Source organism: Anaerosporobacter sp. (assembly GCF_031551385.1).
Taxonomy (GTDB): domain Bacteria; phylum Bacillota; class Clostridia; order Lachnospirales; family Lachnospiraceae; genus Anaerosporobacter.
Genome location: NZ_JAVBNS010000231.1, coordinates 1 through 14,148, shown reverse-complemented (window position 1 = coordinate 14,148; position 14,148 = coordinate 1). Strand labels below are relative to the sequence as shown.

Annotated in this window: 18 protein-coding genes; 14 read left to right on the top strand and 4 right to left on the bottom strand. The window is 34.8% G+C overall.

Going from position 1 to position 14,148, the window contains the following annotated elements:
- The 3 genes from RMR19_RS17570 to RMR19_RS17560 form a co-directional block, all read left to right on the top strand.
- Nucleotides 1-910: formylglycine-generating enzyme family protein (locus RMR19_RS17570; protein WP_310604804.1), on the top strand; the 910-nt coding region annotated here is incomplete at its 5' end.
- A 567-nt stretch (nt 911-1,477) separates the two neighbouring features.
- Complete coding sequence (locus RMR19_RS17565) at nt 1,478-2,458, top strand: radical SAM protein (protein ID WP_310604803.1); 981 nt, start codon at nt 1,478-1,480, stop codon at nt 2,456-2,458.
- Nucleotides 2,459-2,505: 47 nt separating this feature from the next.
- Nucleotides 2,506-3,582 (top strand): undecaprenyldiphospho-muramoylpentapeptide beta-N-acetylglucosaminyltransferase, encoded by a 1,077-nt coding sequence (locus RMR19_RS17560; protein ID WP_310604802.1) that lies wholly within the window; start codon nt 2,506-2,508, stop codon nt 3,580-3,582.
- Between the two features lie 776 nt (nt 3,583-4,358).
- Here the strand turns inward: RMR19_RS17560 and RMR19_RS22200 are convergent.
- Nucleotides 4,359-5,444 (bottom strand): site-specific integrase, encoded by a 1,086-nt coding sequence (locus RMR19_RS22200; protein ID WP_331654778.1) that lies wholly within the window; start codon nt 5,442-5,444, stop codon nt 4,359-4,361.
- A gap of 232 nt (nt 5,445-5,676) precedes the next feature.
- Here RMR19_RS22200 and RMR19_RS17545 point away from each other — a divergent pair, with 232 nt between their 5' ends.
- Nucleotides 5,677-6,465 (top strand): hypothetical protein, encoded by a 789-nt coding sequence (locus tag RMR19_RS17545; RefSeq protein WP_310604801.1) that lies wholly within the window; start codon nt 5,677-5,679, stop codon nt 6,463-6,465.
- 139 nt (nt 6,466-6,604) lie between these two features.
- Here RMR19_RS17545 and RMR19_RS17540 read toward each other — a convergent pair whose 3' ends face one another.
- Entirely contained in the window at nt 6,605-6,991 is a 387-nt protein-coding gene (locus tag RMR19_RS17540; RefSeq protein ID WP_310604800.1) for a helix-turn-helix domain-containing protein, read from the bottom strand.
- Between the two features lie 144 nt (nt 6,992-7,135).
- Nucleotides 7,136-7,315, bottom strand: coding sequence for a hypothetical protein (locus tag RMR19_RS17535; RefSeq protein WP_310604799.1), 180 nt, complete (start codon nt 7,313-7,315; stop codon nt 7,136-7,138).
- On the opposite strand from RMR19_RS17535, the gene RMR19_RS17530 reads away from it, so the two are divergent.
- Both RMR19_RS17530 and RMR19_RS17525 read left to right on the top strand, forming a co-directional pair.
- Nucleotides 7,254-7,766, top strand: a complete 513-nt coding sequence (locus tag RMR19_RS17530; protein ID WP_331654777.1) for a recombinase zinc beta ribbon domain-containing protein — start codon at nt 7,254-7,256, stop codon at nt 7,764-7,766. The two genes, RMR19_RS17535 and RMR19_RS17530, sit on opposite strands and share 62 nt — an antisense overlap.
- On the top strand, nt 7,744-8,781 hold the full coding sequence (locus RMR19_RS17525; RefSeq protein WP_310604797.1) for a recombinase family protein: 1,038 nt from the start codon (nt 7,744-7,746) through the stop codon (nt 8,779-8,781). The genes RMR19_RS17530 and RMR19_RS17525 overlap by 23 nt, the downstream gene beginning before the upstream one ends.
- A gap of 89 nt (nt 8,782-8,870) precedes the next feature.
- Here RMR19_RS17525 and RMR19_RS17520 read toward each other — a convergent pair whose 3' ends face one another.
- Nucleotides 8,871-9,359 (bottom strand): helix-turn-helix domain-containing protein, encoded by a 489-nt coding sequence (locus tag RMR19_RS17520; protein WP_310604796.1) that lies wholly within the window; start codon nt 9,357-9,359, stop codon nt 8,871-8,873.
- A gap of 193 nt (nt 9,360-9,552) precedes the next feature.
- On the opposite strand from RMR19_RS17520, the gene RMR19_RS17515 reads away from it, so the two are divergent.
- The 8 genes from RMR19_RS17515 to RMR19_RS17480 all read left to right on the top strand — a co-directional run.
- A complete protein-coding gene (locus RMR19_RS17515; RefSeq protein ID WP_310604795.1) occupies nt 9,553-9,846 on the top strand; it encodes a hypothetical protein in 294 nt (97 codons plus the stop codon).
- Nucleotides 9,847-9,905: 59 nt separating this feature from the next.
- On the top strand, nt 9,906-10,448 hold the full coding sequence (locus tag RMR19_RS17510) for a hypothetical protein (protein ID WP_310604794.1): 543 nt from the start codon (nt 9,906-9,908) through the stop codon (nt 10,446-10,448).
- Nucleotides 10,448-10,717 (top strand): hypothetical protein, encoded by a 270-nt coding sequence (locus RMR19_RS17505; protein WP_310604793.1) that lies wholly within the window; start codon nt 10,448-10,450, stop codon nt 10,715-10,717. Before RMR19_RS17510 ends, RMR19_RS17505 begins: the two co-directional genes overlap by 1 nt.
- Nucleotides 10,710-11,393 (top strand): hypothetical protein, encoded by a 684-nt coding sequence (locus RMR19_RS17500; protein WP_310604792.1) that lies wholly within the window; start codon nt 10,710-10,712, stop codon nt 11,391-11,393. The genes RMR19_RS17505 and RMR19_RS17500 overlap by 8 nt, the downstream gene beginning before the upstream one ends.
- 79 nt (nt 11,394-11,472) lie before the next feature.
- Nucleotides 11,473-12,342, top strand: coding sequence for a hypothetical protein (locus RMR19_RS17495; RefSeq protein ID WP_310604791.1), 870 nt, complete (start codon nt 11,473-11,475; stop codon nt 12,340-12,342).
- A 10-nt stretch (nt 12,343-12,352) separates the two neighbouring features.
- Complete coding sequence (locus tag RMR19_RS17490; RefSeq protein WP_310604790.1) at nt 12,353-12,601, top strand: hypothetical protein; 249 nt, start codon at nt 12,353-12,355, stop codon at nt 12,599-12,601.
- Nucleotides 12,602-13,084: 483 nt separating this feature from the next.
- Entirely contained in the window at nt 13,085-13,753 is a 669-nt protein-coding gene (locus tag RMR19_RS17485; protein ID WP_310604789.1) for a DNA mismatch repair protein MutH, read from the top strand.
- Nucleotides 13,754-13,784: 31 nt separating this feature from the next.
- Nucleotides 13,785-14,148: PD-(D/E)XK nuclease superfamily protein (locus tag RMR19_RS17480; protein WP_310604788.1), on the top strand; the 364-nt coding region annotated here is incomplete at its 3' end.

The following is a 14,148-nucleotide window of genomic DNA, read 5'->3' as shown; positions in this document are numbered from 1 at the left end:
ATCCATTAACATACTGCAAAGATATCTAAACTCTTTGTACGGAGATAATATTAAGAGGAGACAAGCAGGTATGGATAATCTAAAAGAGGTGATAGAATTTGATGATTTCTGTTTTATTAAGATTGTTCCACATGCTTTTATAATGGGGCATAATCGGGATGATTGCATGGCTAAAGACAATGAAACTCCACATACGGTTGAACTATTAAATAATTATTATTTAGGCGAAACCCCCGTTACAGTGGCTCAATATAGAAGATATGTTGAAGAATGCGGAATAGATACATCATACCTTATTGAGAAATGGGACGGGGAGGACTGGGTAATTGGTCCGTATTTTGATGAAATTAATACTGAAGGGGATTATCCGGTTGTTGGTGTTTCTTATGACGATGCATTAGGATTTATTCAGTGGATGAATTCTAAATATCATAATGATTTTAGATTTCCTACGGAGGCTGAATTTGAATTTGCTGCCAGAAGTAATTGCACATGCACTGATGTGTGTAAATATGCTGAATTTGCTCGAAGTAATTATTTGGATAGAAGAGAAGACGAATATCCTAGAAAAAAGTCATTACCGGTTGATAAGATGGTAATAAACTCATTTGGCTTGAAGGGAATGCATTGCAGCATTTGGCAGTGGTGTAAGGATTGGTATTATTATTATTTGGTTAATGATGTGAATAATCCTCAAGGACCCAAAAAGATGCCAGAGTATGCTCCGTGGAAAGGGGAAAAATGGAAACCAGGAAAAGTAATAAGAGGGGGGTCCTTTTCTTATCCGTATTACCACTCCAGATGCTCAGATAGACACTATTCTTTGGTTGGTGACCGAAATTATAATGTTGGTTTTAGGCTTGTGATGGACATTGATAAAAGGAGCTTAATGTTTGAAACAAAGAAGTAGTGATAAGCCGATAAAAAAGAGTATAGCAAACAAACCATATACGATTTTGAATTTTAAAAATGACAAATGGATATTATTGTGTATCAAAATCTAGGAGTTTACAGTTATATTGTCAACAATGTTATATCCTCTTTCCCTAAAAAGCTCCAGAGTTTGTCTGTATTCGGTAAGTCCGCTTGTATCAGTAATCCCGATGCAGGCATAGATTCAAGCTGTGTGGAGTCAAGGCCATGGTAGTTTTTACGAAAATTTTAAATAAAAAATTCTTCATACAAAAAGAATGTAGTGTTGGCAGGGAATGATTATATGGCAAAATCGAGTCAACTGCAGAAGAGATAAGTTTACGGGATACTGTTTTGTGCCATTCATTGATGTTTTAACGGATAACCGGCCTATATACAAATGTGAGGTTGCCACTATACGGTTTCTTCACTTACCTCATCAGGATCTGTAGTATGCCAGTTGCCTGTAAAAGGAGAATATCACATAATAAAACTGAAAGGGTGATGGGGTGAAAACTGTTTAGTAATCCCATCGGTATTTTTCGCAGAAAGGTGGATTATACAAATGAATAATTCAGAATATAGCTCACATAAGATCATTCATCATATTGAAAGGTTATACAGTATAAAAAAGGATGGATATTGTATCCCAATTACAATTCATTTGGCACCAACAACGAGCTGTAATTGTAGTTGCTACTATTGTTACGTTAAAGAATATAATAAACAAAACTATCAACTCGATAAGGATGTTCTTTTCTCATTTTTGGAAGAAGCTGTAGATATGGGTGTCAAAGCAGTTGAAATTACAGGAGGAGGAGAGCCAACAGTATATAAATACTTTGATGAAACTGTCCTTAGATGTCATGAACTTGGACTGGATGTTGGCTTGGTTACAAATGGATTTCACCTTAATCCAGCGGTGTTAAAGTACGCTACATGGATTAGAATTAGTATAGATACTTTTACTGAACGGTGTTATCGTGAAATAAGGCATGCGAAGCTCCCAAATCTTTCGTGCGTAAAGGAATTATCCCAAATATATGGTGTTGTTATGGGAGCTTCATGTGTTATAACCGAAAAGAATTATAGTAATATATCATCCTTTGTATGTACAGCTAAAAACCTTGGCTTCAACAATGTTTGGTTGAAGGGAGTAGAGGATTCACAAGAGCTATTTCCTTTAATAAAAGAGGTCGAAGATGAAGTTGAAAAAGCCAAGGTTTTTGAGGATTGTGGCTTCCAAGTTTTTGTAGGCGATTTACTTAGAGATTCAACTATTCAAACAAAGGAATTCGAAAAATGTATGTTTCAGCATGTAACAATGATGATTTATGCTAATGGCAATATTTATCCTTGTTGTTCATTGCAAGGAAAAGATGAATATACTTACGCTAACATATACAAAGATTCGCTTAAAAAAATAATAAAAACGAAACATGAATTGTCCGTGGCAGAATGTCCACTAAATTGTTTTTGGGCGAATAAAAATAAATTTATGGAATATGTTGTTATGAATGATCCGAAACATGTGAATTTTATGTAAGGAATTTATATTGGAATCTTCACGGCTGTTTTGCGAAAGGAAATATAATGAAAAAAATAATTATGACAGGCGGAGGTACCGCTGGACATGTAACCCCTAATATTGCGCTGATTCCTGGATTGCGCGAAAAAGGTTATGCAATATCATATATAGGTTCCTATAATGGTATGGAACGAAGACTGATTGAAAATACTGGAATACCCTATTATGGCATATCTTCTGGCAAATTACGCCGCTATTTCGATATAAATAATTTGTCGGATCCGTTTAAAGTGTGTAAAGGGTTTATTGAAGCTGTTCGTATTATCAAGAAAGAAAACCCAAATATTATTTTTTCAAAAGGTGGTTTTGTATCGGTTCCTGTAGTATTAGCTGCTAAGGTTTGCGGAGTCCCAGCAATTATTCATGAGTCCGATATTACTCCTGGTCTTGCAAATAAAATTGCTATTCATGGTGCCAAAAAAGTATGCTGTAACTTTCCTGAAACTGTGAAGTATATTCCAGATGATAAAGGCGTATTAACTGGTACTCCTATTCGAAAAGATTTGTTTGATGGAAGCGAGAAAGATGCTATCGAATTATGTGGTTTTAAAGATCATAGTAAACCCGTACTATTAATAATTGGTGGTAGTTCTGGCGCAAAAACCTTAAATGAAATAGTTAGGAAAAACCTGAATTCTTTACTGGGAAAATATTATATTATTCATCTTTGTGGACAGGGAAATTATGAAACAGATTTAAAGGGTATTATGGGTTATGCTCAGTTTGAGTATGCAAATAGAGAGCTAAAGGATATATTTGCGTTGACTGATATTGTAATGTCTAGAGCAGGAGCAAATTCAATAGGAGAGTTGGCTGCACTTGCGATTCCGAATATTCTGGTTCCTTTAACACTAGCTCAGAGCCGTGGAGATCAAATCTTAAATGCAAAGTCTTTTGTTAAACAAGGATTTTCTGTAATGATTGAGGAGGAAATGTTGACAGACCAAAGTCTTATGAATACAGTAGATTCTGTTTATGGCAATAGAGGGTATTACATTGATAATATGAAAAGAAAGGCAAAAGTCAATTCTGAAGAAATAATTATCAATTTGATAGAGGCTAATTCGTTGGCAGAAAAATAATTGGGGCATGCATAGTAGCAAATTGATTTGATACCAATTTTATTTTGTTATTCAGTTTTCGGGACGATGTGTTGCTGATTTTGAGATAAATTGCACAATTAGTCAATATGCTTTGGCATGAAGTTATTGAAGAATTCAGGAAAGAGAACGAGAACTTTAAAATAGTATGCGCAAAGCGAGTCTGGAGTTGGAATTTCAAGAAGAGTTTTTGATTATATAAAGGAATTCGGTGTCATTAGTTGTTATAGAACAAAATGGACAGGCCTCAATGTAGACGGTTATTTAAATGTGGTAGAAGCAACAAAACAAGATAGAGACTTAATACTTCGTTTCCTACAGATTATTTTGTATTAGTACACCAGACTATTGCTGGGGTGATTACAGCTGTAAATAAAAAAAGACACGGTTACATGATACAATATGATAACAAGCATCACTTTGTGATTCAATTTCAGAGCATTTGGATATCTGAATTGATCGAAAAAGAAATGACGTATTTGCATAAATCTTAGGATATGTTTCCGCATACGAGCAGAGTGATTGAAATACCTTCGATTGTTTCCCAAGAACGGACGAGGGCATTTGACATACTTGCAATCAACTCGTGCCATGTGGAGACGGTTGCACTTTTAACCCTTATAAAATAAGGAAATACAGTGTTTTTATATCGCTATATCGGTGGCAATGCCACCCATTTGCCACCGACAATTTAAAATTTAGGTAAAATATAAAAATAAGATTGAACACGTTGAACTATGTTCAATCTTATTTTTTATTTATCCATACATATATTTTTCAAATACATCCGCTGCGTTTTGTTGCATTAAGTCTGTATTAAAGGTGTAGGTCTGTAGGGTGGTTTTAATATCCTTATGTCCCAGTCGTTCCATAACACTCCTTGGGTTTATCCCTCGTTCTGCCAGTATTGTGCCATGTGTATGTCTAAGGCAGTGGGAATGAAACAGAGGGTTACCGAGTTCTTTATGGACAACCCTTGCACAATACTGGAAGGATTCGGGGGTAAGTAATTCTCCATTTTCTTTCGCACCTAATAACATAATCTCTTTATGTGGTATAACGATGTCTGACCGAACCTGAACAATAGATTTATCCGGTAATTCATACGTTTTTAAATATTGCGAACCGTATTTCAGTTGGTTTATTTTTCTTTGCTTAATCGCTTCTTTAAATTCCAATTCCAAATGTTTACCCATTTTTACATTTCTATACGATTCATATTTTGGCGGTTGGAGATACCATGTTTTTTCAATCTTCATCATTTGGTCATTAATTTTAAGTTTGTGGCTTTTAAAATCAACATCCTCTAACAGATCAATTGCATAGGTTTCACCTATCCGGGTTCCAACATTGTAAGGGATAATAAGTGGTAAATAAAAGTTATTACCAAGTGGGAATCGTCTAAGAATACGGTCAAATTCCTCTTTTGGACAGATATATTCGGCTTTTTCTTTTGCCGCCATATTAACTGGTATCTTTCCAACTTGTACAGGTATGCAAGGATTCGCTTTTATATAATTTAGCGGTAGTATGGCATAATTTAAAGCACCTTGCAAACAGGCTAATGTATTCTTAACCATGCTTTTAGAAAGACCTTGTATCTTCATATTGTCCACCCAGCTTTGTACAACATCGGGTGCGAATTGAAATGCACCTAATCGGTAAATCCCAAATGTGGGTTTTAGGTGTATCCGTATCTTACTTTCATAATCCAAATACGTGTTGTACGAATAACCATGACCGATATTTTTCTTAATAGCATTTTCCAACCAATAGTCCAGATAATCTGCAACACTCATTTCCTTTGGGGAAAAGGTTCGTCCAGTCTCGTTATACTCTGTCATGGCCTTTACCCTTGCGTCAATTGCTTCTTTTTGAGTTTTAAATCCACCCTTTTCAACTTTGTTTCTTTCTCCATTAATTTTAGCGGTATCAAAATAGTAATGTTAGTAAATATGAACTATTCTTTTTTATACGAACAATTTTATTATCATTTTCAAGTTCTCTTATAATCCCTTACCGCATACTTTTACTAGATACGTCTACCACAAAAAAGAGAGGGTGAATTAATAACGTTTGAAGAACATTAAAAGAATTTTTATAATAGTATGGACAATTTTTTGTCTAATTGGTGTGTTGGGTGATTTTTACAACTATGGTTTACATGACTGGGCATTTATTACCCCTTTTGTTTTAACCCCTTATATAATAATTGCTTTATCGCATTATAGGAAGTCTGCAAAAAAATCAACCGAAGTTGAAATATGTACAAATGAAGAATCATTTGATATAACTCAAACACCATTCATAGAAACAGATGATGTGATATATCAAAATAATAAAAAAATTTCTAATGAGGAAGTATCACGTTTAATACAGACTGGTTACGAGGCGACTCTTAAATCCAATGTCACACAAAATAGAACAGAACGAGAAAACGAGTTGAGTTTTCAATTTATGATGAATCATGGTATTGAAATACAGAAACACACCAATAATTTTGAAAATTGTTGCAGGTTAGCCTATAAAGAAAATGATTTAAGCAAAAAAATAGAACTCCTCAAGCAAACCATTACAAAGTTTGAACAATCTAAAAAGTGGTTTTATCGCACCAAAGGTGGAAATATCTATTTTCAAGATTATTATGAACATCAACATAATTCAAATAATCCAGATTTCTCATATATAGATTCTGTGAATGAGTATTTAGACTATTGTGTTGAAAAACGTGATTATATCATACCACAAATATTACAGATTATTTATTCGCAAGGTAGCATCTTACAAAAAGACATTTATCAACACATACCTGACGTATCAAAATCAGAAATTCAAGAGGTATCGGTTCAAAGCCTTGTGGAATAAGGCGGTATCGGTTGGTAGACGTTAAATTCAATTTTCTTTAATATTTAATAAAATAGTAAAAAAATAAATAAATAAATATAATTACTGAAAGTATAAAAAGTAAAAAATATAAGTAATAGGGATTTAACCTCTACTACCGTTACCTTTTGTAAAATTCGTCCGATAGTAAAGCATCTAAAAGCCTTACAAATTCAGCCTTTCCGATATCATTTAACTCTTGGTATCTGTTCAAGACATCGGCATTTTTAACAGATACCAATTTTTCCATTGGTACATCCATCCCCATTAGCCACTCTATATTTACATTTAGTGTGTTCGCCAACTGGTATAGTGCATATTGTTCAGGTTCGTGTACACCGTTCTTATATTGGCTAATTTGTGCTTTAGATAAGCCAGATTCATGTGCAATGTCTATCCATCGCAGTCCCCTAAGTTCTTTAGCTTGTAAAAATCTTGCTTGAAAACTGTCGATTATTACCACCTTCTTTCCATTGACAATCGAACAGGTGTTTGTTATAATTTCCATATCGCTACTTTTAGTTCGTGTACAATGTTGGGAGATGAAGCAATGGATTATAAAAAGTTAATAGTTGAACTGCTTAAAGATGCAGATTATAGGAAATTGAAATTGATTTACCTTTATGTTAAATCGCTATTGGACTAGGGAAACCTAGTCCTTTTTACTTTCATTATGTAATTTTAAAGCGATTTTTTCTAACACTTCCCATTCTGATTCATCTAAACTTTCCAACATAGAGATAAACTGTTTCTTAAATGAATCCTCCCTCTTGGATAAGGTCTTACCAATAAATCCGGCAATCTTTTCATCTCTGGACATCTCAATAAACATTTCACCAGTACCATGTCTTAAGGGCGATGCCTTGCTACAAAAAAGTGTGACCATTGACTATCTCAGCAAAAAGCGAGTGAAGAACGAGGGGCAGGCAAAGCAGTATTATGTGCATGATAGCCACCCAGCAATTATTGATAAGGAATTTTGGGAATGCGTACAGCTAGAAATGGCGAGACGCAAGCAATACCTTGAGGCCCATGGGTTAAACTCCTATGCGCATAAGCCGGCAGAAAACCCGTTTGCAAGCAAAGTGATTTGTGGAATGTGCAATCAAGCCTACGGAAGAGTGACTTGGAGAAGTACCACACCTAGGCGGGTGTGGCAATGCGGTCTTAGATATAGAAGAAAAGGTGTTATCGGCTGCGATAATAGGCATGTAGATGATGAAGTATTTGTAACACAATTTATTAATAGCTTTAAAGGAGTTGGGAATTGGTATTATTTTTGAGAAGGAAAATATCAATACCTTAGATGCAAAAGGGGAGGTGCTTCTCACGATCCTTTCGAGTTTAGCGCAGGATGAGAGCCGCAGCATTTCGGAGAACTGTACCTGGGGTATTCGCAGGCGATTTGAACAAGGGCAGCACAAAATGAGCACGAAGCGATTCCTTGGTTATGACACTGATGAAGATGGAAAGCTGATTGTTAATCCGCAGCAGGCAAAAATAGTAATAAGGTTTTACGAGGAATTTTTATCAGGAAAGACAGTGGACTATATTGCCAGGATATTCAAAGCAGAAAAAATAAGAAACTGGGATGGTAAATACAACTGGCAAGCCAGTACTCTTGATTCCATGCTGCGGAATGAGAAGTATATGGGAGATGCAATTTTACAAAAGAGTTATACAGCAGATTTTCTTTCTAAGAAGCGTGTAATGAATGATGGAACCATTCAGATGTACCACATTGAAGAGGACCACGAACCGATTATTGATGTAGAAACCTGGGAAGCGGTGCAGCTTGAAATGGAGCGTAGAGCAGCCTATTGCCAGGAGCATAGAAACAATGCCTATGCCCAGAGAAGTGAAGTAAATCCATTCTATGGGAAGATTATTTGTGGGAACTGCAATCATTCATATTCGAGAGTAAAGTACAAGGACCGCCAGGGGAGGCAGATAACCAAGTGGCGCTGCGGTTCCTGCAATATGGCAGCGGGCCACAAGGTTTGTAGTAATCGATATGTTACAGAGGAATCGCTTATGAAGTTCTTCGTAATGAGCTGGAATGAGATTGTTACGCACAAGGCAGAATACAGGGAAGCCTGGGAAGCAAACATCAAGGAGGAGGATGTACTACTAAGGTACAAAACTAGGCTGCTGATGCAGCAAGTGGCAGCAGGACCAATAGAGGAGTTCAAACCCAACCTTATGATGATGGTGATGGATTACATTACGGTTTTTGAGGATGGAAGGCTTCAGATAATATTTTATGATGGTACTCAATTTGAAATTGCAACTGAATAGAGAAACAGTTAAATAGCCGGTAGGTAAATCAGTTCATTGGAATTATGAATAGATTTGCTTACCGGCTATTTTTTATAATACAGAAAAACCTAGATATTCTTTTTTTGGGGAGGACGATTGTGGCAATAGCGTATGATTGTATCTTGTACATAAGGACGATAACATTTTAGCGTATGATCATTCCAATACTGATGAATGGAATCAATAAATGAATCTGTTAATTTTAAATGAGGTAAGACCTTATCTGTCAATTTTTGTTTATGGTAGTAGTGAATATCGGCTATAGTCAATTTTATTAGTTCCTCTTTTAATTTGTTCATATATATATCCATATTTTCTTCGCCAAACAAAAGATATTCTGGTGTTACATCTAATGCCTGAGCAAGGCTTAAAAGATTTGATGCAAGCGGCTTTGGTTCATTGTTTATGTCCTCCTCTTTTGGAATACCTTCTAATCTTTGAATGGTTTTTAAATTAACATGGCTTGCATCAGATAATTGTTGCTGAGTGTATATTCCGTCTCTTGCGTGTTTCAAACGTAATGAAAAATCAGACAGATTTCTATGTGATTTACGCATGATATTAAACCTCTATTTTGATAATTATAACATGTGAATATGCGAAAATAAAGGACTGAGCAGAAATAATATACTCATACTTGAGTTATATTATAATTATAGATTTATGATATGATTAAAACGAATAAAGTAGCTTTATTTATAAGTTTTTTTTAGCAGATCAAATTTATTTTAATGAAAGGAATGAAGAAGAATGACACAACAACAAGTAAACGTTTTAGTTTCCAATATTTTAGCAAAGCATGTTGGAAGAAAAAAGGCAATTTTTTTCAATCAGTTGTTTTTGCAGTGTTCAGGTGCAACAAAGGGACAGGTAAGGGAAGCAATAAGGCAACTTCGGCTTCGACGTAGACCTATTAGTTCAAGACCAAGGGTAGGATACTATCTTGACAGAATGGAAATGTCTGGATTAAAGAATTGGGTACAGCACTGGAGAATTGCAAAAAACATAACACCAACAACACCTGCTTCATTGGCATGGGTATAAAAAAACGGTAAGTAGATAGTACATTTACTTACCATTTTCTGTTTTTAGGATATCCACTATTGACAAATTATGGATATCAATATATTATATATATTATTGGATATCCATTAAAGAGCATGTTGGAGGCGTTAGATATGGCAGGAAGACCACCAAAGGATAATAGCAGAGACAAACAGTATAGAGTGCGTTTGAATGACTCAGAAGATAGAATACTTCAATACGTAAGTACAATGACTGGAAAACAAAAATCAGAGATATTTAGAAATTCACTTGAGGATTATTATAATAAAATACGTGTGCAGGAGGTTATTCAGGCAGATGAGTATGATGATTGGGATACTGGTCACATTAGCTTAAAGCGTGTTATTGACTGTCCATACTGCGGTTCAGCAAATAAGTGCGATTTTGAAGATGAATGTGAGACTTCATATGACGAAAGAGCAATGGGTGAGGAAATTACATATAACTTTAACTGGGAATCATACGAATGTTGTAACTGCGGAAAATTGATGAGCATTACAGGATATATATGTGAATATCCGGCTGGTGCATATAATTACGAGGATATTAACGTTGAAAAAATAGAGGAGGATGACGATTGATGGAAGAACAAGAAAAGTTAGATCTATCCATATATTTTGCTTCAGAAGAGCATAAATATGTATTTGCACTTTGCTATCTAGATAAGTCTATTCGTATGGAATTATTAGGGATTACTAGTGATTTGTATGAAGATAAGAAAAAGGCAAGAGAGTGGTACCATCGCTTAGCCAAAATAGTACATCCTGATACCTGCAAAATTGCAGGTTGCGAAAAAGCAGTTGCAAAACTTAACGAACTGTATGCGGGGATGGTGAAAGAAGATGAGTAGGTTTGAATTATCACAAATTCCGGTAAAGCCAGGTTCGTATGAAAAGCCTAAACGTAGTAATAAGAACATTCCAGAAGAAAAGTATGATAAAGTAGATAAGACCTGCCAGGAAGAAGTTTTTTTGTCAAATGATGGGAATGTATATGTTCCTAAAGAGGCTATGAATACTATTTTTAATACAACAAAAGAAAAAGGTCGATTTATTTATGATAATCAACTTGATGATGAAGATAAGAGATTGATTAATGGTACTAATGCAATAAAATCTTCTGAGGTTGTAGGATTATTAGATAAGCGCTCTCATGAAAGTAGAGATGCGGAGGATGCTGATTTAGATAGATATACTAGAGATAGTCTTATTAGAATTGGAGATTCAGATCAGGCTGAGGCTGTGCGAAGAAAACTTGATACTCATACAGATAAGGAGTTACCAAAACTGAAGAAACAGCGCGGTACTACAAATGATGAAATAACTGGTGAACCTTTAGAAAAGAATTCTGCTTTTCACCATGCAGATGAAAAGGAGCTTTTTACGGATCCAGTTGACGTTCTTGATGAGAGTAAAGGTATTAATGTTAATGCAGGTACTCATCATGAAATCCATAGACAGAAGATTCGTACTAATGATGAGCTTCAAAAGAAAAAGGTGGATGTTATGATTGCTCTCGGAAAATAAGCATTGATTTTTGGAGTCCTATGAGGGAGTTTTACTATTTTATTAAGTACAGTTTATTGAAGTATGTGGGAGGGTGAAATTGGATTTTTCAAGTTTTTATTTTTCTATAGCAGGATGTTCCGCAACTATTATTGCTATTATTGGTGGATTTATTGCATCAAAATTAATTAGTATAAGTGCTGATAGAGATAATATACTAGATAGAATTAAAGAGATAAATGATGAATTAAGTATGAAAACTAAGCAGCATGAAGATATAGTACAGAGATTGAACGATGATGATGCGCTTGATTTTATAAGAGATAATATAGAATTGCTTGTTGATAATAGACCACTAGAAGTTGTCTATAAGCCGGAAGAAAAACCTAGTCTTGACTATTTTACAGCGGAACAATATTGGAAACGAGCATTAGCGTTATGTAGAGAAATAGCTGATCTAGAAACTAATCAGATGGAGGATACAAATTCTGATAAAGTGCCTGTGTATTTAGCAAAAAAATATACCGATGATTTTGATTATGGTGTGTGTAAGAAAGTTTTTCGCGAACTTAATAAACGTGCCAGACAGCGAAATAGAAACACGTTTGATTTTTCTAATGCATTGATTGATGTAGGTGATATAGTTCCACCAACAATAAACAATTGGTATCATCAAAAAAGTGATGAAGCTGAGAAATTAGAGACACGAATTGACGAATTGAAATTTGAAAAAATACAATATGAAGAAAAAAAGAAACAAGTGAAAAAACCTAGGGGAATGAAGTCTGGACTATTCTTGTTTATTGCTTTTTCGATTCTGGGAGTGTTTTTTCCTTTGATATGCGTTTTGGTAAATGGTACATTGAATAGTTTGTGTGTTGCAATTGTTTCATTATGTCTGTTTGGAATATGTGTGTTGATTACTTTTATCTATATGGCATTGTTGCTAAGATGGAAAAAAGTTGATTAGGAGGAATATTATGAAAGCAGTGGTTCATAAAGTGAATTTTAAAAGAGGCTTTGTAGCATATGATATTGAAGGCTATGATTATGGCTGGTTGGAAGTGTTAGACAGTGTTGATTTGGAAAACGGTGATGAAATAGAGGGCCCATTTACGGATTTGGGTGAAGCTACGATTTATAAGAAAAGTACAGGAGAGTCTATTGATGTATTTATTGAAGATTATGGTATGTCGATGAAAAAGGCCTTCGAAATGATTTTAAGATAAGCTGCATATGATATTGTCCGCGCACCCGGTGTAGTTTTTATCCCTGAATACAAAGGGGGGTAAATTTTGAAATTGACAGCAGTTGTGCGCGAATGTTAATGCGAAGTGTAGTTTCACCGCATGTGGAGACAGTTTGTTTGATGGAGAGGAAGGCGTAAAAAACCCGTAAATTGGGCGTTTGTTAGGAGATGGATTTCCACAGACAGTTTGTGGGCGGTTGGATAGGAATTTCTGTTCCCACAGACGGTTACGAGAAATAGGTATAATATTACGCGGAGATTGATAAATGCGCGGAGGTAATAGAGCGTATTTTAAGTCCTGTGCTAGGAAAGAAATTAGTATATTTGCTATTTTAATTATTTGATATGAAAAGCGTTATTGAGTGAAAAATTCAAAACGCTTTTTAGTGTAGACACTATTAAGTGTATAATATATTGAGCTAAATATTGGTGACTGTATTTAGACTATTAAGGAGGTACAATTATGAGATTGCAAGAAGCATGTGAAAGGTTCAATGAACTGGCAGGAATAAAATTTGGAGAGTTGTTCTCTCCATCGGATATGGAAATGATTATTATAAATAAAGGGAAAACAGGACAATTATTAGAATTAGCGTTAGGCATGCATTTGTCTAGTACTAATCTTGATTTTGAGGATGGAGAGCTAAAGACAAATAAGTGCGATGCTTTGGGAAACCCAAGGGAGACGGTATTTATTACTCAAATAAGCAGTGTGATTGATGAACTAATAAATCAGTACCCGTTTGAGAGAACACATTTATATGAGAAGATAAGCAATATTTTATATGTGCCAGTATGCAAAGATGGAGACCCAAGGACGTGGATGTTTTTGCCAAGTATAAATATTGATTTGAATACTGATAAATTTAGTGAATTACGTGAGATATGGAGTGACGATTATTACTCTATTTGTCGTCAACTAAAAGAGCATATAGAAACAAGTAAAGATGGATATATACATACGTCTAATGGCACACATATACAGGTGAGAAGTAAGGATGCAAAAGACAGTAGAGATAATTATCATCCAATCTATTCGGATACTTATGGTCGTTATGTATCAAATAAGAATCATGCTTTTTATTTTCAGAAAAAGTTTGTTTATGATATAAAAAGAATAAATCAAAGCTAGTAAATGAGAAAAAATTGAGGGAGGTGTGCATATGAGAATAGCGAATCATTTTGGTGGCGGTGCAAGAACTAATGAAAATGGTTTATTATTCGAACAGACGACATCATTAAGTGCCGTATTAAAAGAAGCGGGTTACTATGTGAAAGAGTGTGAAGTCTTTGATGCGGAAGAATTGATAGGATTATCTGTACCACAGAATAAAATATATAAAAATTTTTTAGAAAGAGAGGGAATTGATTATAGAAAATACAATTCAAAAAAATGGCATCCAGATGAATGCTTTGTAAATTTCCGAAATAGAACAGCATATATCATAGAAAAAAAGTTTCAAAATGGCTCAGGTTCAGTAGATGAGAAGCTTCCAGGGTGTCATTTTAAGAAGATGGAGTATCAAA